Origin of the sequence: Curtobacterium sp. 8I-2 (assembly GCF_902506155.1) — a bacterium.
Taxonomy (GTDB): Bacteria; Actinomycetota; Actinomycetes; order Actinomycetales; family Microbacteriaceae; genus Curtobacterium; species Curtobacterium poinsettiae.
In genome coordinates, this window is record NZ_LR732827.1 from 2,214,185 (window position 1) to 2,240,733 (window position 26,549).

General features: G+C 72.7%; 20 protein-coding genes and 1 tRNA gene. 16 read left to right on the forward strand and 5 right to left on the reverse strand.

The window, feature by feature from the left end; genetic code table 11:
• The first annotated feature begins 2 nt into the window (after positions 1 to 2).
• From proB to BOSE127_RS14295, 12 genes are all read left to right on the forward strand, one after another.
• On the forward strand, positions 3 to 821 hold the full coding sequence (gene proB, locus BOSE127_RS14240) for a glutamate 5-kinase (RefSeq protein WP_017885974.1): 819 nt from the start codon (positions 3 to 5) through the stop codon (positions 819 to 821).
• Between the two features lie 796 nt (positions 822 to 1,617).
• Entirely contained in the window at positions 1,618 to 2,883 is a 1,266-nt protein-coding gene (locus tag BOSE127_RS14245; protein WP_159557725.1) for a glutamate-5-semialdehyde dehydrogenase, read from the forward strand.
• Between the two features lie 40 nt (positions 2,884 to 2,923).
• Positions 2,924 to 3,124, forward strand: coding sequence for a hypothetical protein (locus BOSE127_RS14250; protein WP_017885971.1), 201 nt, complete (start codon positions 2,924 to 2,926; stop codon positions 3,122 to 3,124).
• An 11-nt stretch (positions 3,125 to 3,135) separates the two neighbouring features.
• Positions 3,136 to 3,735: a nicotinate-nucleotide adenylyltransferase gene (gene nadD / locus BOSE127_RS14255; protein ID WP_082046874.1), complete on the forward strand. Its 600-nt coding sequence runs from the start codon at positions 3,136 to 3,138 to the stop codon at positions 3,733 to 3,735.
• Positions 3,732 to 5,249 carry a hypothetical protein gene (locus BOSE127_RS14260; RefSeq protein ID WP_159557727.1) on the forward strand — a complete coding sequence of 506 codons (1,518 nt, stop codon included), beginning with the start codon at positions 3,732 to 3,734 and terminating at the stop codon, positions 5,247 to 5,249. The genes nadD and BOSE127_RS14260 overlap by 4 nt, the downstream gene beginning before the upstream one ends.
• A gap of 132 nt (positions 5,250 to 5,381) precedes the next feature.
• Complete coding sequence (gene rsfS, locus BOSE127_RS14265; RefSeq protein ID WP_159557729.1) at positions 5,382 to 5,756, forward strand: ribosome silencing factor; 375 nt, start codon at positions 5,382 to 5,384, stop codon at positions 5,754 to 5,756.
• Positions 5,757 to 5,864: 108 nt separating this feature from the next.
• Positions 5,865 to 5,937 (forward strand) — tRNA-Ala (locus BOSE127_RS14270).
• An 82-nt stretch (positions 5,938 to 6,019) separates the two neighbouring features.
• Positions 6,020 to 6,943: an aldose 1-epimerase family protein gene (locus BOSE127_RS14275; RefSeq protein WP_056071341.1), complete on the forward strand. Its 924-nt coding sequence runs from the start codon at positions 6,020 to 6,022 to the stop codon at positions 6,941 to 6,943.
• On the forward strand, positions 6,922 to 8,439 hold the full coding sequence (locus BOSE127_RS14280) for an anthranilate synthase component I family protein (protein ID WP_159557731.1): 1,518 nt from the start codon (positions 6,922 to 6,924) through the stop codon (positions 8,437 to 8,439). The genes BOSE127_RS14275 and BOSE127_RS14280 overlap by 22 nt, the downstream gene beginning before the upstream one ends.
• A gap of 43 nt (positions 8,440 to 8,482) precedes the next feature.
• Complete coding sequence (locus BOSE127_RS14285; RefSeq protein WP_235517631.1) at positions 8,483 to 9,352, forward strand: hypothetical protein; 870 nt, start codon at positions 8,483 to 8,485, stop codon at positions 9,350 to 9,352.
• Positions 9,349 to 10,977, forward strand: a complete 1,629-nt coding sequence (locus BOSE127_RS14290) for a DNA polymerase Y family protein (RefSeq protein WP_159557733.1) — start codon at positions 9,349 to 9,351, stop codon at positions 10,975 to 10,977. The genes BOSE127_RS14285 and BOSE127_RS14290 overlap by 4 nt, the downstream gene beginning before the upstream one ends.
• Positions 10,978 to 11,014: 37 nt before the next feature.
• The gene (locus BOSE127_RS14295; RefSeq protein WP_042538478.1) at positions 11,015 to 14,425 is read left to right on the forward strand and encodes an error-prone DNA polymerase; all 3,411 of its coding nucleotides are present in this window, start codon (positions 11,015 to 11,017) and stop codon (positions 14,423 to 14,425) included.
• An 82-nt stretch (positions 14,426 to 14,507) separates the two neighbouring features.
• Here BOSE127_RS14295 and BOSE127_RS14300 read toward each other — a convergent pair whose 3' ends face one another.
• Complete coding sequence (locus tag BOSE127_RS14300; RefSeq protein ID WP_017885963.1) at positions 14,508 to 16,019, reverse strand: sensor histidine kinase; 1,512 nt, start codon at positions 16,017 to 16,019, stop codon at positions 14,508 to 14,510.
• Positions 16,016 to 16,693, reverse strand: coding sequence for a response regulator transcription factor (locus tag BOSE127_RS14305; protein ID WP_017885962.1), 678 nt, complete (start codon positions 16,691 to 16,693; stop codon positions 16,016 to 16,018). Before BOSE127_RS14305 ends, BOSE127_RS14300 begins: the two co-directional genes overlap by 4 nt.
• A gap of 170 nt (positions 16,694 to 16,863) precedes the next feature.
• On the opposite strand from BOSE127_RS14305, the gene BOSE127_RS14310 reads away from it, so the two are divergent.
• Positions 16,864 to 17,196, forward strand: coding sequence for a hypothetical protein (locus BOSE127_RS14310; protein WP_156155313.1), 333 nt, complete (start codon positions 16,864 to 16,866; stop codon positions 17,194 to 17,196).
• A gap of 66 nt (positions 17,197 to 17,262) precedes the next feature.
• Here BOSE127_RS14310 and BOSE127_RS14315 read toward each other — a convergent pair whose 3' ends face one another.
• Positions 17,263 to 18,357, reverse strand: coding sequence for an FUSC family protein (locus BOSE127_RS14315; protein ID WP_082046881.1), 1,095 nt, complete (start codon positions 18,355 to 18,357; stop codon positions 17,263 to 17,265).
• An 80-nt stretch (positions 18,358 to 18,437) separates the two neighbouring features.
• Between BOSE127_RS14315 and BOSE127_RS14320 the strand changes: the two genes are divergently transcribed.
• Both BOSE127_RS14320 and BOSE127_RS14325 read left to right on the forward strand, forming a co-directional pair.
• Complete coding sequence (locus tag BOSE127_RS14320) at positions 18,438 to 19,682, forward strand: phosphotransferase enzyme family protein (RefSeq protein WP_159557735.1); 1,245 nt, start codon at positions 18,438 to 18,440, stop codon at positions 19,680 to 19,682.
• 483 nt (positions 19,683 to 20,165) lie between these two features.
• The gene (locus BOSE127_RS14325) at positions 20,166 to 22,292 is read left to right on the forward strand and encodes a DEAD/DEAH box helicase (RefSeq protein WP_042538474.1); all 2,127 of its coding nucleotides are present in this window, start codon (positions 20,166 to 20,168) and stop codon (positions 22,290 to 22,292) included.
• Between the two features lie 101 nt (positions 22,293 to 22,393).
• On the opposite strand, the gene BOSE127_RS14330 is transcribed toward BOSE127_RS14325, so the two are convergent.
• Complete coding sequence (locus BOSE127_RS14330) at positions 22,394 to 22,666, reverse strand: glutaredoxin domain-containing protein (protein ID WP_017885957.1); 273 nt, start codon at positions 22,664 to 22,666, stop codon at positions 22,394 to 22,396.
• Between the two features lie 58 nt (positions 22,667 to 22,724).
• On the opposite strand from BOSE127_RS14330, the gene BOSE127_RS14335 reads away from it, so the two are divergent.
• On the forward strand, positions 22,725 to 24,254 hold the full coding sequence (locus BOSE127_RS14335; protein WP_159557737.1) for a CYTH domain-containing protein: 1,530 nt from the start codon (positions 22,725 to 22,727) through the stop codon (positions 24,252 to 24,254).
• Between the two features lie 105 nt (positions 24,255 to 24,359).
• Here the strand turns inward: BOSE127_RS14335 and BOSE127_RS14340 are convergent, their stop codons facing one another.
• Entirely contained in the window at positions 24,360 to 26,531 is a 2,172-nt protein-coding gene (locus BOSE127_RS14340) for a S9 family peptidase (protein WP_017885955.1), read from the reverse strand.
• Between the last annotated feature and the right edge of the window lie 18 nt (positions 26,532 to 26,549).

A 26,549-nucleotide genomic window follows, 5' to 3' on the forward strand; every position in this document is an offset into this window, starting at 1 on the left:
GCATGACCGACACGACCGCCCGCACCGACCTCGGACCCGTCACCCGGCGCGAGGACATCCCGCGTGCGCGGCGGATCGTGGTCAAGGTCGGCTCGTCGTCGGTCAGCGGTGACGCCGCCGGGCAGATCGGCCCGCTGGTGGACGCCCTGGCGGCGGCCTACGGGCGGGGCACCGAGGTGGTGCTCGTGTCGTCCGGCGCGATCGCGACCGGGTTCCCGTTCCTCGGGCTCCAGGGGCGGCCGGACGACCTGGCCACGCAGCAGGCGGCGGCGGCCACCGGGCAGAACGTCCTGATGTTCCGGTACCAGAAGGAACTCGACCGGCACGGTGTCGTCGCGGCGCAGATCCTGCTCACGGCGGGCGACCTGCAGAACCCCACGCACCGGGTGAACGCCCAGCGCGCCATCGACCGGTTGCTCGCGCTGCGAGTGCTGCCGATCGTGAACGAGAACGACACCGTCGCCACCCACGAGATCCGCTTCGGCGACAACGACCGGCTCGCGGCCCTGGTGGCTCGGCTGCTCGGTGCCGATGCCCTGGTGCTGCTCTCCGACGTCGAGGCGCTCTACACGGCACCCCCGGAGCAGCCCGGTGCGACCCGCATCGACGAGGTGCCGTTCGGCGACGAGCTGGCCGGGGTCACCTTCGGGTCGATCGGCACGGCCGGCGTCGGTACCGGGGGAGCGGGGACCAAGGTCGCCGCTGCGCGGCTCGCGGCCGAGGCGGGCACCGCGGTGCTCGTGACCGACACGGCGCTGGTATACCGCGCCCTGGCGGGCGAACACGTCGGCACCTGGTTCCACGCCGCGCCGCGCCGCTGAGGGCGGGCCGGGCCGGGCGACTGGCAGCGACTGGTCACGGCTCCCCGTTGTGACGGCGCCGACTGGTCGGGGACCGTCGGCGCGGGCGTCGCGGAGCGACGGTCTGCGACCGCTCGGCGGGCGTGACGCGACGTGTTGTGACCGGCGGGTCCAGGCAGTCGACGGGGTGGACGCGACCGCCTGGAGGGCCGGTGCGGGTCCCGGGACCGGTGGCGGGCCTCCGGGCGGTCACGACTCTCTGTCGGGTCACCGGTGCGTGGTCGGGACTCGTCGCTTCGGTCGCCGCTGGGCGACGTTCTGTGACCACTCGGAGGGCGGGGGACGACGTGTCGTGACCGGTCGGCGGGGTGGACGCGACCGCCTGGAGGCCCGGTGCGGGTCCCGGGACCGGTGGCGGGCCTCCAGGCGGTCACGGCTCCCCGTCGGGACGGCGCTGACTGGTCGGGGACCGTCGGCGCGGGCGTCGCGGAGCGACGGTCTGCGACCGCTCGGCGGGCGTGACGCGACGTGTCGTGACCTGCGGGTCCAGGCAGTCGACGGGGTGGACGCGACCGCCTGGAGGGCCGGTGCGGGTGTCGGGACCGGTGGCGGGCCTCCGGGCGGTCACGACTCCCCGTCGGGTCACCGGCGTGTGGTCGGGAACCGTCGTTGCGGTCGCCGCTGGGCGACGGTCTGCGACCGCTCGGCGAGCGGGGACGACGTGTCGTGACCGACAGGAACGGCGGACCGGGCCTGGAGGCGCGGCGAGCGTCCGGCTCGCCCGTCACGACCCGGGTGGCGGACCTACAATCGGTCCATGTCGTCGATCGCGCCCGCCCCGACCCTGACCGACAAGCTCGTGGCGGCACGCGCCGCCTCGTCGGCGCTCGCGACCGCCACGACCGCGGTCAAGGACGCGGCCCTCGCGGCGATCGCCTCGGCGGTGCGTGCAGCGACGGACGAGATCGTCCGCGCCAACCACGACGACCTCGTCGCGGGTGAGGACGGCGGCCTGTCGTCGGGGCTGCTCGACCGGCTGCGGCTCGACCGGGTCCGGATCGAGGCCCTGGCTGCCGCGGTCGAGCACGTCGTCGGGCTCACCGACCCCGTGGGGGAGCACGTGCGCGGGTCGCAGCTGCCGAACGGGCTCCAGCTCACCCAGGTGCGTGTGCCGTTCGGTGTCGTCGGGGCCATCTACGAGGCACGCCCGAACGTCACCGTCGACATCGCTTCGCTCGCACTCAAGTCGGGCAACGCCGTCGTGCTCCGCGGTGGATCGGCGGCCCAGCACACGAACGCCGTGCTCGTCGCCCGGATCCAGGACGCGGTCGAGTCGGTCGGACTGCCCCGCGACCTGGTGCAGACCATCGACGAGTTCGGCCGCGCCGGCGCCACCGAGCTCATGCGCGCCCGCGGGCTGGTCGACGTGCTGATCCCACGGGGGAGCGCCGCGCTCATCCAGACCGTCGTCACCGAGTCGCAGGTGCCCGTCATCGAGACCGGGGCAGGCGTCGTGCACGTGTTCCTCGACGCGTCCGCGCCGGAGCAGCGTGCGGTCGACATCGTGCTGAACAGCAAGGTGCAGCGACCGAGCGTGTGCAACGCCCTCGAGACCCTGCTGGTGCACGAGGCGGCGGCCGAGCGACTCCTGCCGGTGCTGGCCGACCGGCTGCGGGCATCCGGCGTCACGCTGCGCGGCGACGACGCCACCCGGGCGATCGTGCCCGGGGTGCTCCGAGCCACCGACGCCGACTGGGCGACCGAGTCGATGGACCTCGACCTGTCGATCCGCGTCGTGCCCCACGTCGACGCGGCGATGGCGCACATCGCCCGGTGGTCCACGCACCACACGGAGTCGATCGTCACGAACGACGTCGACACCGCCGAGCGGTTCCTGGCGAGCGTCGACTCGGCGGTGGTGATGGTGAACGCCTCCACTCGGTTCACCGACGGCGGTGCGTTCGGCTTCGGGGCCGAGGTCGGCATCTCGACGCAGAAGCTGCACGCGCGCGGTCCGATGGGGCTGCCGGAGCTCACGAGCACGAAGTGGATCGTGCGCGGCTCCGGGCAGATCCGCGGCTAGACTGAACGGCGTCTTTCCCCGACCGAACGGAGCACGAACGATGACCCTCCTCGCAGAAGCTGCTGAGCACGCCTCCGGGGCGCCCGCGTTCGTGTTCCCCATGGTCGGCGCCCTCTTCTTCATCTTCCTCGGCTTCGTGACCTGGAGCTTCCGCGACGTGGCGTACCGTCACTCCCAGAAGTTCGAGGCCACCCGCCACAACGAGTCGGGTGTCGACGAGTTCGGTCACACCAAGATCTGACCGACCACTCGATGCTCGAGACCACCGGACGGCCACGCATCGGCGTGATGGGTGGCACGTTCGACCCCATCCACCACGGGCACCTGGTCGCGGCGTCCGAGGTGGCGCGGGCGTTCGACCTCGACGAGGTCGTCTTCGTCCCCACCGGGCAGCCGTACATGAAGTCCGACGTCACCGACGCCGAGCACCGGTACCTGATGACCGTCATCGCCACCGCGTCGAACCCGATGTTCACCGTCAGCCGCGTGGACATCGACCGTCCGGGGCCGACGTACACCGTCGACACGCTGCAGGACCTGCACGAACAACGACCGGATGCCCAGCTCGTCTTCATCTCGGGCGCAGACGCCGTTCAGCAGATCGTCGACTGGAAAGACCATGATGGTCTCTGGGACCTGGCACACTTCGTCGCCGTGACGCGTCCGGGACACGCCTTGAGCATCACCGGATTGCCCGAGCGGGACGTAAGCTTGCTCGAGGTCCCTGCACTGGCCATATCGTCGACGGATTGCCGTGACCGGGTTCGACGGGGTTCCCCCGTCTGGTACTTGGTTCCCGACGGTGTCGTCCAGTACATCTCCAAGCACCATCTGTATCGGAGCGTTGCATGAGTTCGTCCGACGCGCAGCCGCCCCTGTCGCGGCGCCAGGCGCGCGAGCGGGAGCGTGCCGCCGCGGCCGGTTCGCAGCCCGCGACGCCGCCCCCGACCGTCGCCACGCCCGCGGCCGAGACCCCCGAGTCCCGTCGTCGCCCCGGGTCGCACGTTGCCCCCGCACCAGGCGGCCCTGCCCAGTCGTCCACGCCGGGTTCGGCGCAGGATGCCCCGGGCTCCGCGCCGTCCGTCCCGGTGTCGGCGCCCGCGGCCGGTGTGCCGCCGTTCCCGCCGGCGTCCGCGACCGAGATCGTCCCCGGCAGCGGTGGACTCACCCGTCGGCAGATCCGGCAGCTCCGCGCCGCCGAGCGCCAGGCGGTCCTGCCGGTCCCGCTGCAGAACCCCACGCCGCAGTCCTCCGACCGCACCGTCGAGGACGTCATCGGCTCGGTCGACACGATCGACCCCGCCGCGGCGCAGCAGAGCACTCCGGATGCCGAGGCCGAGCGCGACGAGCAGTCCGTTGCGCCGACGGTCCTCGACCAGGCCGCGGTCGCGCAAGCCACCGAGGCCGACGGGTCCCCGGACGCGATCGAGGCCCTCGACGAGGCCGCTGCGCATGCCGAGGAGCCCCGCCGCCACCGCTCGACGTGGTCGCCGCCCGCCGACTCCGACTCGGACGGCACCCACTCGGACGGCACCGAATCGGACGCCACCGACTCGGACGCCACCGACCCGGACGCCACCGCACCCGAGGCGTCGGTCCTCGACGCCCCGGCGGACGACGCGACCGACGATGCCCAGGCCGACGAGACGCCCGCCGACGCTCCGGCCGGGTCGGCCGACACCGCGCCCGGGTCGCGGCCCGCCGTCACGCCCGTCCCGATCCCGACGAACGCCGCAGCAGCGACCCCCGCGGTGTTCCCGCTCTCGCTCGACGCCGAGGACGACGACACGAACGAGGTCCCGCTGCCCGGCGCCGTGACCGAGGCCCCGAAGGCCCCCGCCGCGTTCCAGCGGCCCACCGAGCCGAAGCCGGTGACCACGGCCTTCGCGCCGCCCGCCGGCCACTGGTCGCAGCAGGCGCACGACTCGAACGACTCCGAGGTGCACGACGCCGAGACCGGCACCCGCCGCGTCGCCGTGACGAACACCAACGCGATCATCCTGCCGAACTCGGCCCTGGCCGACCCGACGGGTGCCCTCAACGCGACGGGCGAGGTGATCCTCACCGGATCGATCGACCTGCCGGCGTCGCTGTCGTCGACCGGGTCGCACCGTCCGATCGACGGGGCCGAGGTCGACCGCCTGCTCGAGCAGCAGGACGAGCAGCCCGAGACCGACGCCAGTCCGGTGCGGGCGAGCCGTGCGGTGTCCAGTCACACCTCGACCCGTCAGGTCGTGCTCGCCGCCGCCAAGTCGAAGGAGTCGCGAACGCCGCTCATCCTCGGTGTCGCGCTCGGCTCGGTCGGCATCGCCGCAGCGGCGGTCATCGTCGTCGCCCTCGTCACCACCCATGCGTTCGGCGGCTGACCGCTGCCGTCCCCGACGACCGTTCTCCACCACCCCGCCGACCCCGGCCTGGCCGCTGTCGGCGGGGTGGCTTATGATCGTGACCCATCAAGCGAACCGGCTGTCCGTCGGTTCGACGACCGGAAGGAATCCGTGACCGCCTCCACTCGCGCACTGGAACTCGCGCAGGCCGCAGCACTCGCGGCTGACGCCAAGCAGGCCGAGGACCTCGTCGCTCTCGACGTGACCGGGCCGTTGCAGCTCACGGACGTGTTCCTGCTCGCAACCGGTCGGAACGAGCGCAACGTGCAGTCCATCGCCGATGCCGTCGAGGAACGCCTCCTCGAGCTCGGTGCCAAGACGCTTCGCCGCGAAGGCCGTGCCGAGGGCCGCTGGGTCCTCATCGACTTCGGTGACGTCATCGTGCACGTCTTCCACGACGAAGACCGCCAGTACTACTCGCTCGAGCGTCTCTGGGCCGACTGCCCGACCATCCCGCTCGAGCTCCCGGTGGAGCACACCGCCTGATCAGCGACGCGCCCGGGTGGCGGCTTCGATTTCGTTGCCCGGCGTTCGCATGGTGTACGCTTCTATGGTGCCTCCGGGGAACCGGTTGGTGCAGAAGCAACACGATCTGGGTCTGTGGCGCAGCTGGTAGCGCACCTGCATGGCATGCAGGGGGTCAGGGGTTCGAGTCCCCTCAGATCCACCCGAAACCCCCGTCGTTCCTCGGAGCGGCGGGGGTTTTCTCGTGCGCCGATCGCCACCCGGTGGCCCGATACGCTGAGCGCATGAGCAACGACGCGCCGCTGTCCGGGTCCCCACTGACGATCGCCTCCGCCGGCTACACGGCCGACATCGCCACGGTCGGAGCGACGCTGCGGACCCTGCGGCACGAGGGTCGTGACCTGGTCGTGCCGTTCGACGCCGACCAGGTCCGTCCGGTCTTCCGCGGCGCCGTCCTGGCTCCGTGGCCGAACCGGATCGTCGACGGCGAGTACTCCTTCGGCGGCGTCGACCACGAGCTGGCCCTCACCGAGCCGGCACGGCACCACGCCCTGCACGGACTCGTCGCGTGGACCGACTTCCGGGTGCAGGAGCAGGCGGACGACCGGGTCGTGCTCGTCACGACCGTGCAGGCGCAGGAAGGCTACCCGTACCGCGTCGAGGTCACCGTGGAGTACCGGCTCGACGCCGAGGGGCTGCACACGACGATCACCGGGACGAACACCGGGGCCCAGGCCGCGCCGTGGGGCACCGGCCCGCACCCGTACCTCGTGGCGGGTGCCGGCACCGTCGACGACTGGACCCTGACGCTCCCCGCCGCCCAGGTGCTCGAGGTGACGCCGGACCGGCTCATCCCGACCGACCTGGTCCCCGTCCACGACGAGTTCGACCTGCGCACGCCCACGCTGATCGGCGACCGGTTCATCGACCACGCCTTCACCGGGTTCGACCGCGACGCCGGCGGACTCGCCACGATCGCCGTCACGGCGGCGGACGGTCACGGGGTCCGTGCGACCTTCGGGCCGGAGTGCGGATGGGCCCAGGTGCACACCGCCGACCACGTCGTGCCCGAGTACCACCGCGCGGGTCTCGCCGTCGAGCCGATGACGTGCGCGCCCGACGCCTTCAACGACGGCGAGGACCGCGGCCTCGTGGTGCTCGCCCCCGGTGCCTCGCACGCCGCCGCATGGACGATCGCCGCGGTCTGACCGACCCCGACCCCGGCGTCCGCGTCGAGGTCCGCCGACTCGACCCCGTCCCCGACCTGGCGGCCCTGGCGGCGCGGGTCTCGGGGGACCTGGTGTGGCTCGACTCCGGGCTGCCGGACGGTGCCCCCGCCACGGCTCGGCCCCGGGCGCGCTGGTCCGTGCTGGCCTGGACGGACGGGCCGTTCGCCGCTCGGTTCCGGCACCAGGGCCGCCGTGCGCACCTGACGGTCGCCGCGCCCGCCGAGGGGTGGTTCGGGCGGGCCCGTTCCGAGGATCGTCCGGCCTTCGCGGTGCTCGCGGACCTGCTCCGACGCACGCCCCGCCTGCCCGAGCCGGTCGTCGGGTGCGGGTTCGCGCTCGGGTGGGTCGGGTTCCTCGGGTACGAGCTCGGCCGCGAGTCCGACGGCCCGGACCGCACCGCCGACGGGCACGCCGACGCTGACCTGCGGTTCGTCGACCGTGCCCTCGTCGTCGACCACACCGGTGACGCGTGGGCGCTGGCGCTCGTCGCCGACGCCGAACCGGAGGCCAGTGCGCACAACCGTGCGTGGCTCGAAGACGTGACCGCCCGCATGCCGTCGGCCGATGTCGGCGACGCGGCCACGGGCCTCCCGGCCGGGGTGTCCGCGGCGACCGGACGCGTGTCGCGCGCCGCCTACGAGCAGGCGGTCGACGTGTGCCGTGCGGAGATCCGCGAGGGGAACGCGTTCCAGGTCTGCCTCACCACCGCCTTCGCGGTCGGCCAGGAGGCCCGTGGCGGCCCCGGTACGGACCCGCACCTGGACGAGTACCTGCGGATGCGGGCGTCGGACCCCGTGCCGTTCGGCGCGTACCTGCGGCTCGGCCCGCTGCGCGTGGCGAGCCGGTCGCCGGAACGGTTCCTGCGGATCGACGCGGCCGGAGCGGTGCTCGCGGAGCCGATCAAGGGCACCCGACGGCGACTCGCCGACGCGGCGGCGGACGCGGCTGCGCGGGACGACCTGGCGACGAGCCCGAAGGACCGCGCCGAGAACGTGATGATCGTCGACCTGCTGCGGAACGACCTGCTGCGGACGGCGGTGCCCGGGTCGGTGCACGTCGAGCGGTTGTGCGAGGTCGAGACGTACGCCAGCGTGCACCAGCTGGTGTCGACGATCGGGGCGGTGCTGCCGCCGGGGGCGTCACGGGCCGACGTGGTGCACGCGGCGTTCCCACCGGGGTCGATGACGGGTGCGCCGAAGCGCAGCGCCACGGCGATCGCGGACCGGCTCGAGGGGGCTCCGCGCGGGGTGTACTCCGGCGCGATCGGGTACTTCTCGGCGAGCGGGGCGGTCGACCTGTCGGTGGCGATCCGTAGCCTCGTGACCGTGCTCGACGCGTCGGGGGCGGTGTGTTCCCGGACGCTGGGAGCCGGGGGAGCGGTGACGTGGTCCTCGGTGGCAGCGGACGAGGCGGACGAGGTCGAGACGAAGACGCGGTCGGTGCTCGGTGCAGTGGGGGCGGCCGTCGGCTGGTGACCTGACGCGTTTCGAACACGTGTTCGACACGGACTGTCCACAGATGTCGGACGCGATTGACATCATCGAACACATGTTCGAATATGAGGGCATGCAGACGGCGGCGGCACTCCGGTCGCCCACCCCGGACCGGGGCGGGCGGAGCGGTGCTGCACGTGGCGGCAGCGGTGCGGCCGGTGGCGGTGTGCGTCGCGGGTCCGATCACCTGGGCGACGCGCGGGCCGCGCTCGACCGCATCACGTCCCTGCGGTCCCGGGTGGCCGACATGGAGTCCACCCGGGTCGACACCGCCGGGCTCCCCACCGCCCCGGCGCTCGAACCCCTGCTGCCCGGCGGCGCGATCCGGGTCGGTGGCACCTACGCCGTCCCCGAGTCGGTGCTGCTCGCGATCACGATGCTGCAGGCGGCCTCGGCGGCCGGCGCGTGGTGCGCGGTCGTCGGGGTGCCGTCCTTCGGGATCGAAGCCGCCGCAGCCGCGGGGATCGACCTGGAGCGGCTCGTGCTCGTCCCCGATCCGGGCGACCAGTGGCTCGCCGTGACGGCGGCGATGGCCGACGTCGCGCAGATCGTCCTCACCCGACCGCTCGGCCGGGTCGTGCCGGGCGACGTGGCACGGCTCTCGGCCCGACTGCGACAGCGTGGTGGGGCGCTCGTCGCGCTCGGGTCCTGGCCCGGAGCGGACGTCACGCTGCGGGTCACGTCGTCGACGTGGAGCGGCATCGGACAGGGCCACGGCCACCTGACGGAGCGCCGGGCCACCGTGACCGCGACCGGGCGTGCCGGTGCGGTGCGTCCGGCGACCGCAGAGCTCCTCCTGCCCGCGGCCGACGGCGCGGTCCGGGCCGCGACGCCCGTGCCGACGGTGGGCTCCGGGGACACCCGTGTGCTGCGGCCCGTGGCGGTGGCGTCGTGATCGCCCCGGAGCGCGTCCGGACCGACGCGATCACCCGTGGGGCAGCACTGCCCGAACCACCCCCGACCCGGACCATCGTGCTCTGGTGCCCGGACTGGCCGGTCATCGCGGCTGCTCGGGCCGGTGGGACCCCGCCGGAGCAGCCCCTCGCCCTGACCGCGAAGGGGCTCGTGTTCGCGAGTTCGGCGTCCGCGCGAGAACAGGGCGTCGTGCGGGGACTCCGCGTGCGGGAGGCGCAGGCGCGGTGCCCCGAGCTCCTCGTGCAGCCCTACGACGACGCCCTCGACCACCGTGCGTTCGAGCCCGTCATCCGTGCGGTCGAGGCAGCGGTCCCCGGGGTGGAGGTGCTGCGGCCGGGCACCCTCGCGCTCCGCGCCCGCGGGCCGGCCCGGTACTACGGCGGTGAGCGAGCGGCGGCGGCGACCCTGGCCGGCATCGCGGCCGACCACGGCGCCCCCGCGGTGCGGGCCGGGGTGGCCGACACCCCGTTCGCGGCGGACCAGGCAGCCCGGGCGCGCCCGGTGCGTCCCGGTGAACGCGTGCGGCTCGTGCCCGTCGGGGGATCGGCGGACTTCCTCGCGCACCTGCAGCTCGGCGTGCTCGGCGACCCCGACCTCGCGACGGTACTCGACCGGCTCGGCATCACCACGCTCGGCGACTTCGCGGCACTCGGCGACGAGCAGGTGCGTGACCGCTTCGGTGTGGCCGGAGCGTTCCTGCACCGGTTGGCCGCGGGCCGAGACCCGCGCGAGATCGCGGCGCGGGAGATCCCACCGGAACTCCGGGTCGAGGCGTCGTTCGAACCCCCGCTGGACCGTGCCGACCAGATCGCGTTCGCGTTCCGACGCTCCGCCGACGACTTCGCCGAGCGACTCCGGGCCGCGGGGCTCGTGGCGACGACCATCCGGGTGGGGATCGTCGACGAGCGTGACATCCTGCTCGAACGGACCTGGGCACACCCGCGCTGGTTCGACGCCGCCGACGTGGTCGACCGGGTGCGGTGGCAGCTCGCCGGCGGGGTGGACCCCAGCGGGCTCGAGGCACCGGTCACCTCGGTCGTGCTCGAGCCGGTCGCCGTCGACGACATGGCGAACCACGAGCGCGGGCTGTGGGGCTCCGGCCCGGACGAACGCGTGCACCACGGCCTCGCCCGGATCCAGGGCATGGTCGGCCACGACGGTGTGGTGAGTCCGCGCGTCGGCGGTGGCCGCACCCTGTCCGAGCGCGTGGTGCTCGTGCCGTGGGGCGACGCACCCGCGGGTGGTGAGCGCGCCCTGGCGACCGTCCGCGACCGTCCGTGGCCCGGCAAGCTCCCCGGTCCGCCGCCCGCCACCGTGCTCGAGCGCCCCCGACCGGTCGACGTGGTCGCTGCCGGTGGTGCGAGCGTCGACGTCGACGAGCGCGGCGTGCTGTCCGGCGCTCCCGAACGGTTCCGTGCCGAGGGCGACCGGGGCGGCGGCTTCTCTGCCGTGACGGCCTGGGCGGGTCCGTGGCCACTCGTCGTCCGGTGGTGGGAGTCCGGCGGCCGACGCCTGCACCGGCTGCAGCTCGTCGACGCCGAGGGGCGTGCCTGGTACCTGGTGCTCGCGGACCACCGCTGGTGGGCGGAGGCGATCGCGACGTGACCCCGACCCCCACCACCACCAACAGGAGCGTGTCCTGATGGGCTACAGCAACCCACCCGTCCCGTGGTCGCAGTTCGAGCGCGCGCTGTCCGACAAACGGAGCCCGGGCACCGCGCACGACGGCGACGGCGGCGACAGCCCGGCGTGGTCGCGGAAGCGCGAGCCGTACGTCCCGTCGCCGATCGACACCGACGGCGGCCCGGTCGTGCCGTACGCCGAACTGCACGCGCACTCGGCCTTCAGCTTCCTCGACGGCGCCAGTCAGCCCGAGCACCTGTTCGAAGAAGCCGCCCGGCTCCGGCTGCACGCCCTCGCGCTCACCGACCACGACGGCTTCTACGGGGCAGCCCGGATGGCCGAGGTCGCCGAGTCCTACCCGCAGGTGGGCACCGTCTTCGGCACCGAGCTGTCCCTGGGGCTGACCGAACCGCAGAACGGTGTGCCCGACCCCGAGGGCTCGCACCTGCTCCTGCTCGCCGACGGGCAGGACGGCTACCACCGCTTGGCCGGCGCGGTCACGAGCGCGCACCTGGCCGCCGGATCCGAGAAGGGCAGCCCGCAGTACGACCTCGACGACCTCGCCGCACGCGCGGACGGCCACTGGCGTGTCCTGACCGGGTGCCGGAAGGGCACCGTGCGGCAGGCCCTCGAGCAGGGTGGGGAATCCGCCGCCGACACCGCGCTCCGGGTGCTGCTCGACCGGTTCGGCAGCCGCAACGTCGTGGTGGAGCTGCTCGACCACGGCGACCCGCTCGACAGCGCCCGCAACGACGCCCTGGCCGCCCTGGCCACGAAGCACGCACTGCCCCTGGTCGCCACCGGCAACGTGCACTACGCCACCCCGGACCGGTTCCCGGTGGCCACCGCGCTCGCGGCGGTCCGTGCTCGCCGCAGCCTCGACGAGATCGACGGCTGGCTGCCCGCGGCCGACACCGCCCACCTGCGCTCCGGCGCCGAGATGGCCAGACGGTTCGGGCGCTACCCCGGCGCGGTCGAACGGACCGTGGAGCTCGCCGACGAACTCGGGTTCCGGCTGAAGACGGTCAAGCCCGGGCTGCCCGACCTCGACGTCCCGGACGGACACACCGCGATGTCGTGGCTGCGCGAGCTCACCTGGACCGGTGCCCGGCGGTTCTACCCGGGCAGCGCCGACGGCGTCGAGCCCCGCAAGCGGGAGCGCATCGAACGTGAGCTGTCCGTGATCGAGGAGAAGAACTTCCCCGGGTACTTCCTGATCGTGCGCGACATGGTGCAGTACGCCCGCGGCCGGGGCATCCTCTGCCAGGGGCGGGGTTCGGCGGCGAACTCGGCGGTCTGCTACCTGCTCGAGATCACCGCGGTGGACTCGATCCGCTACGGGCTGCCGTTCGAGCGGTTCCTGTCGGCGATGCGCGACGAGGAGCCCGACATCGACGTCGACTTCGACTCGGACCGCCGCGAAGAGGTGATCCAGTACGTCTACGCCAAGTACGGCCGGCACAACGCCGCCCAGGTCGCGAACGTGATCACCTACCGGCCCAAGGGCGCGGTGCGCGACATGGCGAAGGCGCTCGGCCACAGCCCCGGACAGCAGGACGCATGGTCGAAGCAGGTCGAACGGTGGGGTTCGGTGACCGAGAGCCAGGACCACGACATCCCACCGGCGGTCGTCGGACTCGCGAGCGACGTCCTCGGGTTCCCGCGGCACCTCGGCATCCACTCCGGCGGCATGGTGCTGACCGACCGCCCGGTGGGCGAGGTCGTGCCGATCGAACACGCCCGGATGGACGGCCGCACCGTGCTCCAGTGGGACAAGGACGACTGCGCCTACATGGGGCTCGTGAAGTTCGACATGCTCGGGCTCGGCATGCTCGCCGCGTTGCAGTACTCGTTCGACCTGGCGGCAGAGCACTGCGGTGAGCGCTGGGAGATGCACTCCATCCCGAAGGAGGAACAGGGTGTCTACGACCAGCTCTGCCGCGCGGACACGATCGGGGTGTTCCAGGTGGAGTCCCGCGCGCAGATGGGCACCCTGCCCCGACTGCTCCCACGGCGGTTCTACGACCTGGTGATCGAGGTCGCACTCGTCCGCCCCGGGCCGATCCAGGGCGGCGCAGTGCACCCGTACATCCGACGGCGCACCGGCGAGGAACCGATCACCTACATGCACCCGGCGCTCGAACCCGTGCTCGAACGCACCCTCGGGGTCCCGCTGTTCCAGGAACAACTCATGCAGATGGCGATCGCGGTCGGCAACTGCTCCGGGGACGACGCCGACCTGCTGCGGCGGGCGATGGGGTCGAAGCGCGGACACGAGAAGATCGACCGGCTGCGGGACAAGCTCTACGCGGGGATGGCGGACAACGGCATCCACGGCGCCGACGCCGACGCGATCTACGCGAAGATCCAGGCCTTCGCGAACTTCGGCTTCGCGGAGAGCCACTCGATCAGCTTCGCCCTCATCGTCTACGCGAGCGCGTGGATGCGGCTGCACTACCCGGGGGCGTTCCTGGCAGCGCTGCTCCGGGCGCAGCCGATGGGGTTCTACTCACCGCAGACCCTGGTCGCCGACGCCCGGCGGCACGGTGTCCGCGTGCTGCGACCGGACATCCTGCGGTCCGGGGTGGACGCCACGCTCGAACCGCTGCCGGACGGGGACGCCCCGGTCGGTGCCGACGCCTGCCTGGCTGCCGAGCAGCCCCCGGTACTGCCGTTCGACAAGGCGCTCCCCGACGACACAGCGAGCCACCGTCGCGACGGTGCCTTCGCCGTGCGGCTCGGGCTCGCCGAGGTCGCGTCGCTCAGCCGGAAGAGCGCCGAGAAGATCGTCGCCGAGCGGGACACCAACGGCCCCTTCCGCGACATGTCGGACCTGGCCCGCCGGGTCGGACTCACGACGCCGCAGCTCGAGGCCCTCGCTGCCGCCGACGCCTTCGCCCCGTTCGACATCGACCGCCGCGGTGCGATGTGGTCGGCTGCGCAGGCCGCGGCCGAGCGTCCGGACCAGCTGCCGGACACGCAGGTGTTCGTGCAGCCGCCGTTGTTCGGTCAGATGACGAGCGGGGACGTGCTCATCGCGGACATGTGGTCGACGGGCATGACGACCGACGACCATCCCGTCCGGCACGTGCGCGACCGGCTCGCAGCCCGCCGGGTGCTCAGCGTGCAGGACACCGCGACCGCCGAGACCGGACGACGGGTCGAGGTCGGCGGGATCGTGACGCACCGGCAGCGTCCGGCGACCGCGTCCGGCATCACGTTCCTGAACGTCGAGGACGAGACCGGGCTGGTCAACGTCATCTGCAGCGTCGGGGTGTGGGGGCGCTACCGCCGGGTGGCGCGGGAGTCCCCGGCGGTGATCGTCCGGGGCATCCTCGAGCGGTCACCCGACGGCGTGGTCAACCTGGTGGCGGACCGCATCGAGCACCTGTCGCTGTCCGTCCGCACCCGGTCGCGCGACTTCCAGTGAGCGGTCCTGCGCCGGTGATCGGTCGTGCTCGGGTGATCGGTCGTGCTCGGGTGAGCGGTCCTGCTCGGGTGGGCGGTCGAGCTCAGCGCACCTCGGGCAGGGTGATCGTGACCTCGAGCCCACCGGCGGGCACGTTGCGGAGTGACGCCGTGCCCCCGGCGCGTTCCGCCACCGCGCGGACGATCGCGAGTCCCAGACCGGAGCCGCCCGGCAGGGCGCCGGCGCCCGTGGAGGGGTCGGGGTTCGGGCGGGACGTCCGTGCCTCGTCCGGACGCGTGAACCGGTCGAAGGCCACGGGGATGAACGACTCGGGTACACCGGGGCCGTCGTCGGTGATCTGCAGCACGCCCTGGCCGCCGGTGCTCCGCCAGGACACGAAGATGCCGCCACCGCGGGGGAGTGCGGCCACGGCGTTGCCCGCGATGTTCGTGACGAGCTGGGCCATCCCACCCGTGTCGATCCGGTAGCGCGGTTCCACGGTGCCGCCGCCGATGCCCGGGCCGGACCCGCCGACGGCGACCGGCGGCTCCAGGTCGAAGTCGACGGTGACGTCCTTCGCCGACGCGATGAGCCGGACGCGGTCGACCGCTGCCATCACCTCGTCGCCGAGGTCCGACCAGGCGGTCTCCGGCCGTCGGTCGCCGTCCTGTTCACGTTGCTCAGACTCCTCGATCCGCGACAGTGCGAGCAGGTCGTTGGCGAGCCGGGACAACCGCGCGACGCTGTGCTTGGCGCGTTCGATGTGGGCGGCGAGGGCGGCGGCGTCGTTGCCGTCGAGCGAGGCGAGGTCGAGCTGGGTCGTCAGGATGGCCAGGGGCGTCCGGAGCTCGTGGCTGGCGTCCGACACCATCTGGCGTTCACGCTCGGTCGCCTGCCGGGTCCGGGCCAGGAAGGCGTTGAGCGTCGTCGCCAGGGATGCCAGCTCGTCCCGGGCGGGGCCCACCGGCAGTTCGGCGCGCTCCGGGGCGACGGAGAGCCGTTCGGCCTCGCGGCGCATCCGGTTCACCGGACGCAACGCGGTGGTCGCGAGCACCCAGGACGCCACGCCGAAGGCGAGCAGGATCGCCAGGCCGGTCAACGACAGGGTCGTCGTGAGGTCGTCGACGACGATGGCCTCGGCCTGCGAGTTACGGGCGGCGACGACCGTCCACCGGCCGGCCTCGTTGACGGGGTGCTCCACGACGACGCGGTACTCCGAGCCGGATGCCGTGATGATCGAGGTGCCGGCAGGGGTGGACCGCAGACTGCCGAGCGCCTGCTCGACGCGGTCCGGCATCGTCGAGAGCACGATCTCGCCGGACGGGGACACGACGGCGACGAGCTGCGCGTTGCCCGGTGACGACAGGTCGGGGTCGCTGTCGACCTCGAGCGTGGCGACGTAGGGGTCGGCATCGGCGTCGAGCAGCGTGCGGGTCGCACTCGCGACGACGCTCACCACCTGGAACCGCATCACCAGGACGAGCAGCAGGATCACGATCGCCGCGATCGCCGTCGAACCGATCGTGATCCGGGCACGCAGCGACAGCAGACGCAGCGGCCGGATCGGACCACCGCGTCGGTGGTCCGATCGTGGGGCGTCGTCGGCCCCGCTCACGCCCCGAGCAGATCCAGGCGGTACCCGCGACCGCGGACCGTGGCGATGGCGACGGTGGCCTCGTGCGCGGTGAGCTTCTTGCGGAGGTACGAGATGTACTGCTCGACCACGTTCGGGTCGACGTGCTGCGAACCGTCCCAGACCTCTTCGAGGATCTTCGGGCGGTCGACGACACTGCCGGCGGACCGGGCGAGCAGGCGGAGCAGGGCGAACTCCGTGGGGCTCACGGCGACGCGCTGGCCCTTAATCGAGATGCGGCGTGCCTCGGAGTCGATGGAGACGTCGCCGACCTCGATCGTGCGGGGAGCCCCGGCGGACTCACGACGGCCGAGCGCACGCAGCCGAGCGGTGAGCTCGGCGAAGGCGAAGGGCTTGGTGAGGTAGTCGTCCGCACCGGCGTCGAGCCCGAACACACGGTCGTCCACGGCGTCGCGCGCCGTCACGAGCAGGATCCGCACGGGGTCCTCGCGCTCACGGATCCGCCGGGCGAGCTCGAAGCCGGACATGCCGGGCATCATCACGTCCACGACCGCAAGGTCGAACGCCTGCTCGCCGAGCGCGATGAGCGCCTCGACACCGTTCTCGACCGCCGTCACGCGGTACCCCTCGGCCGCGAGTCCGCGCTCCATCAGGGCCCGCATCTCGTCGTCGTCCTCGACCACCAACAGCCGCATAGTGGACCTCCTCGGACCCATCGTGGCATCGAACCGTCGCCGAGGGCCGTTCTCAGGCCGAACTCGCTGAATCTCGTCACAGGACAGGGCGGAACGGTCTGTCCCACGTTCTAGGGACGTGAGCGTCGCTTGCTTCGTTGCTAGGCTCCGGCAGCGGACAGCGCGACCCGATGCGCCGCCCGCACTGGGGGATCATGAACGACTCGATCGACCACCCGGCAATCGTGCGCCTGCGCGCCGAACTGGACGCCGCGTGGAAGGGGATCGGCACGCTCGCACAGCTGGAGGACGTACCGCGCGACCGCGTGGTCGCAGAGCTGCGGACGGCGGTGCCGGACGTGGCGAGCCGTGCCGCACGCGAGGTCGGCATCGAGGCCGTCGTCGCCGAGATCAACCGGTACGCCGACACCGGGGTCCCCGGTGCGACCGACGTCGTGCCGACCGAGGTGATCTGGTCCGACGTGGTGCGGACGGCGTCGGAGGCGGCCTGCGCGGCACGCTGAGGTGGACCCGGCACAACGTCTGCGCGGCACGCTGAGCAGACCCGGCACCGCGCAAACGCGACGCGCCTAGTCGTCCTCGCCGAGCAGTTCCCCGCGCACCCGTCGGATGTCCTCGAGCAGCGCCCCGATGAGCACCCAGTGCCGGGAGTTCGGACGCACCACCTCGAGCGGCGCGGTGAGTGCCGGCTCCGAGGCCTCCGCCCACGGCTCGGCGTCCGGTCCGAGCGCAGCAGCGTCCGCCCCACCGGCCCCGGGTGCCGGGTCGAGCCGCGTCGACTCGACCCGCGCACTGAGCGCCCGCACGTCCGCCCCGATCCGCGCCACCTCGGTCGCGATGCCGTGCACCACCGGATCGTCCCGCAGGTCCGGGGCGGTGTTGTCGCGGATCGCCCGGGTCATGCCGGTGACCCGGGTCACCAGGATGCGCAGGTGGTCGGTGACCACCACGTCGCGGTCGAGGATCGTCCGGTGCCGGCCGCTGCGCGGGTTCATCGTCAGGGACTCGCGGGCCGACCCCAGGGACGCCTCGGCCTTGGCGTGCTGCTGCCGGAGGGCCCGGGCCGCGACGAGGGCCTCGTCCCAGCGTGCGCGGTCCCACCCCTCGGTCAGGCCGATCGCGATCCGCTCGAACGCCACCGCGGTGTCGCGGGCGAGCCGGGCGACGGCGAGGTGCGCCGGCTCGAGCAGGACGGGCGGCACGATGAGCGCGTTCACGACCAGGGCGACGATCGCACCGATCACGGTCTCGAGGATCCGGTCGGCGGAGTAGTTCGGCGTCACGACCCCGGCGGTGAGCACGAGCATCCCGCTGATCCCCACCTGGGTGGCCGAGGTCGGCGTGAGCCGGAGCGCCCACGCGATCAGGATCGCGAGCACGATGACGAGCAGCACCACGAACACGCCGTCGCCGAGCAGCAGGTGGAACCCGGTGGCCAGCACGACGCCGATGACGACGCCCGCGCTCCGCTCGAGCCCCTTCACGAACGACTGGTTGATGCTCGGCTGCACCACGAGCAGGGCCGCGATGGCCGCGAAGGTGGGGAACGGCCCCTGGATCACCAGACGGCAGAGGAGCACGGCGGCCACCACCGCGACGGCGGTCTTCACGACCTGCAGGAACGGCGTGCGACTGGAGCTGCGGAGACGCGCGACCGGGTTCACACCGACCACGGTAGCCACCGGCCGCGCGCCGAGCCGTGCACGAACGCGACGAAACCCGTGCGACGCGGTTGACTGATGTCGTGTGGCCCAACCATGAGCGCGTCATCCCGCAGGCCTTCGCCGGCTCCGGGACCTCCGTGGTGGCCGCGCGGGCGCACTCCGTCGAACCGTCGGGCAACGGCTACCTGTACGGCTACGAGGTCGACACACTGGACCGCAACGGCCAGCGCGCCACGGTCCTGACCTACGTCGACACCGGCGGCACCCACGACCAGAACAGCGCCATCGTCACGGACCCGGGGACGGGCGAACCGGTGTCGGTCTGGGCGTACCCGAACGACCCAGGCCTGCCGGTGCTGCCGCAGGTCACCTACCGCGATGCCGTCGCCGAGCTGCTGACCACCCTCGGCATGCCCGTCACCGACCCGGTGCTCACCGTCGCCGCGTACCGGCCCGGCAAACGTGCGGTGGTGCGCGTCGACGCCCCCGAGCGCACCCTGTTCCTGAAGATCGTCCGTCCGCACCGGGTCGCGCCGATCGTGCAGTCGCACGAGCAGTTCGTCGCGGCCGGCCTGCCGGTGCCGCGCGTGCTGTCCAGCCGTGGCGACGGCCTGCTCGTGCTCGAGCGCATCCGCGGCGTGCCGGCCGGCAGCCGCATCCTCGACATCGCCGACGACCCGCGCTTCGTGGCGTCGCTCGCGGCATTGAGCGGCCGCGTCGCCACCGTGCCGATGACCCAGCAGGCCCGTGCCGACGCGATGGACCACGCCGACTGGCACCGTCGCACGCTCATCGCCGCCCTGCCGCGCGACGCCGAGGAGATCGACCGCCTGTACGACGCCATCGGCCGCCGTTCCATCGGTTGGTCGAGCTCGACCAAGCAGGTCGTGCACGGCGACCTGCACCTGGAGCAGGTGTTCGTCGACGAGGACGAGCCGTGGCGCATCTCGGGCCTGCTCGACATCGACACCGCGGGCTGGGGGTTCCCGGTCCGTGACGTCGGAGCCGTCGTCGCCCACCTCGTGGTGACCGGGCTGTGGCACCGGTCCCGAGGTGACGCGGAGCGCGGCGCCGCCGCCGAGCGCCTCGCGGACGCGATCGCCCGCGACTGGGTCGCGCGCAACCCGCGCGAGACCGACCGCATCGGGCCCGCCATCGGCGCGCAGCTGCTCGCCCACGCCGGCGGCCAGGCGACCACCGGTTCCGCCAACGGGATCCAGACCGCCCAGCAGCTCCTCGCCGCGACGCAGGCCGCCCTGGCGGACGCGGCCCCGAGCCTCCCGACCGGCGCATCGACCCGCCCGCGGTCCGCACCGCAGGCCTGACGGCTCGCAGCCCCGTCGCTTCGGCGGTTTGGAGGCGACTGCAGGACGGACGGGAGGCGCGGGTCGGGCCCGCAACGGGCCTCCCGTCCGCCGTCGCGACGCGCGCGGGCAACGCGGCGGTCGCCTCCGTCGGCGGTCCGGGAGTAAACTGAGCGCGCACGCACCGTGTTCCCGCGTGCCGCGTCGATTCCGGACGCAGCCGTCGATCACTTGATCGACGCGGGGACCGGGCCGTGAGCGCCCCGAGGGGGCACCACGTGCGTGTGACGACGCCGGATCCCGGCGCGGACCGTCCGAACCTGCTCCCGGCAGGTGCTCGTGTGGAACGGCTCGCGGGAGTCCACCGGACGTCCCGATGCGGGGACCGGCGATGCGGTGGGCCACGGTGGCCCGCGGCCGAACCGGAGCCGCGCCAGGCCCCGGTGCAGGACTTCCCGCCCCACGGGCGGATCGCCCCGACGTGTGGGCGGAACAGGAGGAGCGTTGGCTCGATCAGGCACCCGGCGTGCTGCCGGCGGGACGCGGACCGCGTCACGTCGCACCAGGCCGCTGGACAACGACGGCGTCATCCCCGTCCTCGCCCGCGCTGTGCGCGAGGTCGAGGCCGCGGCGCAGCGCGGACCACTCAAGGCGTCGAACCGGACGAAGTTCCAGGCGGTCGCCCTGCTGATGCGCGAAGAGCGCGCGCGGGTGAAGGCCGACACGGAGCTCACCGACGCGCAGCGCGCCGAACAGCTCAAGCGGCTCGACGGCGTGGCCACGATCCTGGCGAAGACGGCGGCGCGGGACACCAGCGTCATCCAGCTCCTCGCCGAAGAGGTGCAGGTGCCCGAGGCGACGCGTGCGGTCAAGCGCGACATGATGATCGCCGGTGGCGTCGAGCTGCAGCCGGAGGACCTCGTCATCGCGTCCGAGCCCGCCGCGGTGGTCGAGACCCCGGTGCGTGCCGTCGTGCCGCAGTCCGTCGTCCAGCGCCAGCTCGCGAACCCGTTCATGCCGCCGGACTTCGCCCTCGCCGACCAGCCCGTCGCGCACCCGCGCCGCCTGGCGAACTGGGAACTGTTCGGACCGCTGTTCAAGTCGTTCGAGTACGGCGCGGGCGGGGGAGCGGCGACGATGCCGCTGCCGGAGCCCCCGACGCTGCACTCGCGCTCGGGCACCACGCTCATGAAGCACCAGGCGGAGCTCATCACCGCCGCAGCGCAGGGGCACCGTACCTTCCTGCTCGCCGACGAGCCCGGCCTCGGCAAGACCGCGCAGTCGCTGCTCGCCGCCGACGCCGCGAACGCGTTCCCGCTGCTCGTCGTCGTGCCGAACGTCGTCAAGACGAACTGGGCACGTGAGGCCGAGCGCTGGGTGCCGAACCGCCGCGCCACGGTGATCCACGGGGACGGCAACGACCTCGACGGGTTCGCCGACATCGTCATCGTGAACTACGAGATCCTCGACCGGCACGCCGGGTGGCTCGGCAACTTCGGGTTCAAGGGGATGGTCGTCGACGAGGCGCACTTCATCAAGAACAAGGACTCGCAGCGCGCCCGGTTCGTGCTGCAGATCGCCGAGCGCATCCGGCAGCGCACCGCCACCCCGCTGCTCATGGCGCTGACCGGTACCCCGCTCATCAACTCGGTCGAGGACTTCCGCACCATCTGGGAGTACCTCGGCTGGATCGACGACAAGAAGCCGCGCGCCAAGCTCATGAACGAGCTCGAGGAGATCGGCCTGACCCCGGCAGACCCCGGGTTCTTCGTCGAGGCCCGCCGCGCCGTCATCGACCAGGGCATCGTCCGACGCCGCAAGGTCGACGTCGCCGCGGACATCCCCGCACGCCGGATCGCCGACATCCCCGTCGAGCTCGACGGCGACGAGGGCCGCTCCATCCGCGACGCCGAGCGCGAGCTCACCGCGAAGCTCGTCCGCCGGTACCACCAGGCCCTCGACGCCCGCACCGGGCAGGACCCGGTCGTCGGCATCGACCACAAGCTGGTCCGCCAGGTCGCGCGCTGGGAGCTCGAGGACCAGGACGCCTCGTCGACCGGCGAGAACGTGTTCTCGATGGTCCGCCGCATCGGCCGGGCCAAGGCCCAGCTCGCGGCCGACTACGCCGCGCAGCTCGCCTCGAACGTCGGCAAGGTCGTGTTCTTCGCGAAGCACCTCGACGTGATGGACCAGGCGGAAGAGGTGTTCGCCCGTCGTGGGCTGCGCACCGCCACGATCCGCGGCGACCAGACCCCCACGCAGCGCACGGCCGAGATCGACTCGTTCGTGAACGACCCCGACGTCGCCGTCATCGTCTGCTCGCTGACCGCGGCCGGCGTCGGCCTGAACCTGCAGGTGTCGTCGAACGTCGTGCTCGCCGAGCTGTCGTGGACGAGCGCCGAGCAGACCCAGGCGATCGACCGCGTGCACCGCATCGGACAGGAAGAGCCCGTCACCGCGTGGCGCATCATCGCCGCGCAGACGATCGACACCAAGATCGCCGAGCTCATCGACTCGAAGGCGTCCCTGGCCGCCCGTGCGCTCGACGGTTCGGACGAAGCGGTCGTCGACTCCGGCGACATCCAGCTCGACGCGATGGCCGCGCTGCTGACCGAGGCGCTCGGCGGCTAGCGCAGGCGCGTCCGGACAGCAAAACACCGGTGTTCGCACTCTGAACCGCGTCATGCGCGTGTTCGGAGCGTGAACGCCGGTGTCTTGCGAGGGCGACCTGCTCAGATGCGAGACTGCACCTCGGCCAGGGACGGGTTCGTCGCCGTCGTCCCGTCGGGGAACACCAGCGTCGGCACCGTCTGGTTGCCGCCGTTGACCTCGGCGACGAGTTCCGCGGTACCGGGGGTCTGCTCGATGTCGACCTCGATGAAGGGGACCCCGGCCTTGGACATCTGGTTCTTCAGCCGGGCGCAGTAGCCGCACCACGTGGTGGTGAACATCGTGACGCCGCCGGCTTCGGGCGTGAACTGCTCGCGGGTGATCGTGTCGCTCATCCCTGCAGGCTAACCCCGGGTGCGGGGAATCCGCGCAGTGCCTGGTAGACAAGACCGTGTGAGCCACACGCACCTCGAGATCGAGCGCACCTACGACCTGCCCGAGGGCGGTGCCCTCCCCGACCTCGTCGGCGCGGGCGGCATCCTCCGCACCGAGCACCAGGAGCCGTTCGAACTGGACGCGACCTACTGGGACACCGAGCGGTACGACCTGGTGGCCGCGCGGGTGACGGTCCGCCGTCGCACCGGTGGCCCCGACGCCGGTTGGCACATCAAGCGCTCCGAGTCGGACACGGTCCGCCACGAGCAGCAGTTCCCCCTGACCGACGACGCCGACTCGGTGCCCGACGAGGTCCTTGCCGCACTCTTCACCGAGCGTCGCGGCCGCGGGCTGCGTCCGGTCGTCCGGATCACCACCACCCGGACCGTCACTCGACTGCTCGACGAGGACGGCGACCAGATCGCCGAGCTCGCCGACGACCAGGTCACCGCCCAGCGCCTCGACGACGACGCCCCGGAGACCCCGCGCACCTGGCGTGAGGTCGAGGTCGAGACCGTCGACGGCGTCGACCCGCAGATCGCCCACGAGCTGTTCGCGGCCCTCGACGGACGCTTCGCGGCCGTCGGCGCCGGCCCCGCCGCAGTCGCGTCCAAGCTGGCACGCGGGCTGGCAGGAGCACCGGCACCGCGCCTCCAGACCGAGGAGAAGCCGGCCAAGGGCACGACCGCACGCATCCTGGCGAAGCGGGTGCGCAAGCTGCGCATCGCGCTGCTCGGCCAGGAGGCCCGGCTCCGCTCCGGCGACACGGCCGACCTCCGGCAAGCGGCCGACACCACCCTCGAGATCGCCGCGATCCTGGGCGCCTACCGCCCGGCGTTCCCCGACGGCGAGGCCGTCGACCGCGCCGCCGAGGCGGCGGACGGCCTGGCGGGCGTCACCGCGCGCGCGGCGCTGGCCGAGTACCTGATCGACCGGCTACCGCGGGCGTCGTCGCCGGCGCAGGACGACCTGGTCGACGCGTTGACCCGTGAGCGGATCCTGGCCTCGACCCGTGAGCGTCGCGACCAGGCGGTGCGGGACGTCGTCGCCTTCCTGCACGGCGAGCCGTTCCTCGAGCTGCTCGACGCCCTCGACGACGCAGCCGAGCGTCCGCTGCCGACCGCGTGGTCGCTCCGCTCGCCGAAGCAGGTCGCCCAGGACGTCGGCGCCGACGCGAAGCCGCGCGTGCGCGAGCTCGTCCGGGCCGCCGTGGCCGACGACACCTCGGACACCGCCGCCGAGCGGGAGACCGCCGACCGGAGCACCACCGAGGCCGCGTGGCAGGAGACGATGCGGGCCCGGATGGCGATGGACGTGCTCGGCGACGACGCGTTCCCGCACGCGCTGTGGAAGCGGATCGGCACCGCCGCCGACGTGCTGACGGAGCGGGTGCGGTCGCTGCACGCCCTCGACATCCTGCGGGCGAACGCGGCGATCGCGGAGCGTGGCGGTGAGGGCACGTTCGGGTACGGGGTGCTCGCGGGGGACCGGGTGCGCCTGGCCGAGGAGTCCTACGACGAGGCGGTGCACGCGCTCAACCGCGTGTGAGCGGAGTGCGTGCGTTGCGTGCGCCGCTGTTCGCTTGGTGAGCAGAAGAGGTCGGGTCCCGCGTTCGGACCCGACCTCTTCTGCTCGCGAAGTGCGCGGCGCTGCTCAGCCCGCGGCGATCGGGGTGGCGGTCGCGGCGGCGGGCGTCTCGTCGGCGAGCCCGAGCACGTCGAGCAGCCAGGCGAGTTCGAACGCCCGCTCCTTCCACGACGCGTAGCGACCGCTGACACCACCGTGGCCGGCGGACATCTCGGTCTTCAGCAGCACGGGCGCGCCGACCTCGCGGAGCTTCGCGGTCCACTTCGCGGGCTCGACGTAGAGCACGCGGGTGTCGTTGATCGAGGTCACGGCGAGGATCTGCGGGTACTGGACGTCGTCGCGGACGTTCTCGTACGGCGTGTACTCGCTCATGTAGCGGTAGACCTCGGCGTCGTGCAGCGGGTCGCCCCACTCGTCCCACTCGATGACGGTAAGGGGCAGGTCCGGGTCGAGGATGCTCGTCAGCGCGTCGACGAACGGCACGGCCGCCAGGATGCCGGCGAACCGTTCGGGTGCGAGGTTCGCGACGGCGCCCATCAGGAGCCCACCCGCACTGCCGCCCTCGGCCACGAGCCGGTCGGCGCTCGTCCGGCCGGACTCGATCAGGTGCTCGGCGACCGCGACGAAGTCGGTGAAGGTGTTCTTCTTCGTCAGGGTCTTGCCGTTCTCGTACCAGTGCCGGCCGAGTTCACCGCCACCACGGACGTGCGCGACCGCGAAGACGACACCGCGGTCGAGCATCGACAGGCGCATGACGCTGAAGCCGGGGTCGATCGAGTGTTCGTACGAGCCGTAGCCGTACAGGTGCAGCGGCGACGGCGAGTCCTGGTCGACGGCGTCACGGCGCCAGACGAGCGAGATCGGCACGCGGGTGCCGTCGGCCGCGGTGGCCCAGTCGCGTTCCTGCACGTAGTCGGCCGGGTCGTAGCCACCGAGCACGGGCTGGCGCTTCAGGACGGTGACATCGCCGGTGGCCAGGTCGAGGTCGCTGACCTCGGAGGGGGTGACGAACGACGTGTACCCGATGCGGAGTGTCGGCTGCTCCCACTCCGGGTTGCCGCCGAGCCCCGCGGAGAACAGGGCTTCGTCGAAGGGGACCTCGTGCGCGTCGCCGTAGCCGTCGCCCTCGATCGGGATGATCGCGACGCGGGGGAGCGCCTCGGACCGGTACTCCAGCGCGAGGTGCCCGGCGAAGGCGTCGACCGACTCGATGCGGCGCTCGGTGTGGTGCGCCACGACGACGCGGCGGTCACGCTCGGACGTCGGGTCGTCGGCGGGGACGTCGACGAGCTCGAAGTTCTCGGCGCCGTCGTTGTGCAGCACCAGGAACCGGTCGCTGCCACCGACGATGGCGTGCTCGATCTCGTACTCGACGCCCTCGCGGCGGGGCCAGACGACCTGGAACTCACCGGTCGGGTCCGCAGCATCGAGGACGTGCGCCTCGGACGTGATCTTCGAGCCGAGCTCGATGACGATGTACTGCGACGAGCGGGTGACGCCGACGCCGACCCAGTAGCGGTCGTCGGGTTCCTCGAACACCAGGACGTCCTCGGACGCCGCGGTGCCGACCGTGTGCCGCCAGATCTTGTCCGGACGCCAGGACTCGTCGACCGTGGGGTAGAAGACGTAGCGGCCCGCCGGGTCGAACGTGGCGCCGGCCCCGGTGTTCGGGATGGCGTCGCCGAGGTCGGTCCCCGAAGCCAGGTCGCGCACGTGCAGGGTGTACCGCTCGTCGCCCTCGACGTCGATGCCGTACACCAGGCGGGTGCCGTCGTCGCTGATGTCGTAGGTGCCGAGGGAGAAGAACTCGTGGCCGTCGGCCAGGGCGTTGCCGTCCAGCACCACCTGCTCACCGGGCAGGGTCGACTCGCCCTCGACCACGGCGGGCGGCGTCCAGTCGTCAGGGCCGGCGACGGGCACGCGGCAGTGCACGCCGTACTGGCTGCCCTCGGCGGTGCGGGTGAAGTACCACCAGTCGCCCATGCGCACCGGCACCGAGAGGTCGGTCTCCTGCACGCGGCTCTTCACCTCGGCGAAGATGCGGTCCCGCAGCGGCGCGAGGTGCGCGGTCGCGGCGTCGGTGTGGGCGTTCTCGGCTTCGAGGTACGCCAGGGTGTCGGGGGATTCCTTGTCCCGCAGCCACTCGTAGTCGTCGACGAAGTCGATGCCGTGGTGGGTCCGTGTCACGGGCCGCTTGGCGGCGCTGGGCGGGGTGGATGCGGTGTGCTCGTTGCTCACCGTCCCACCCTATTCGCC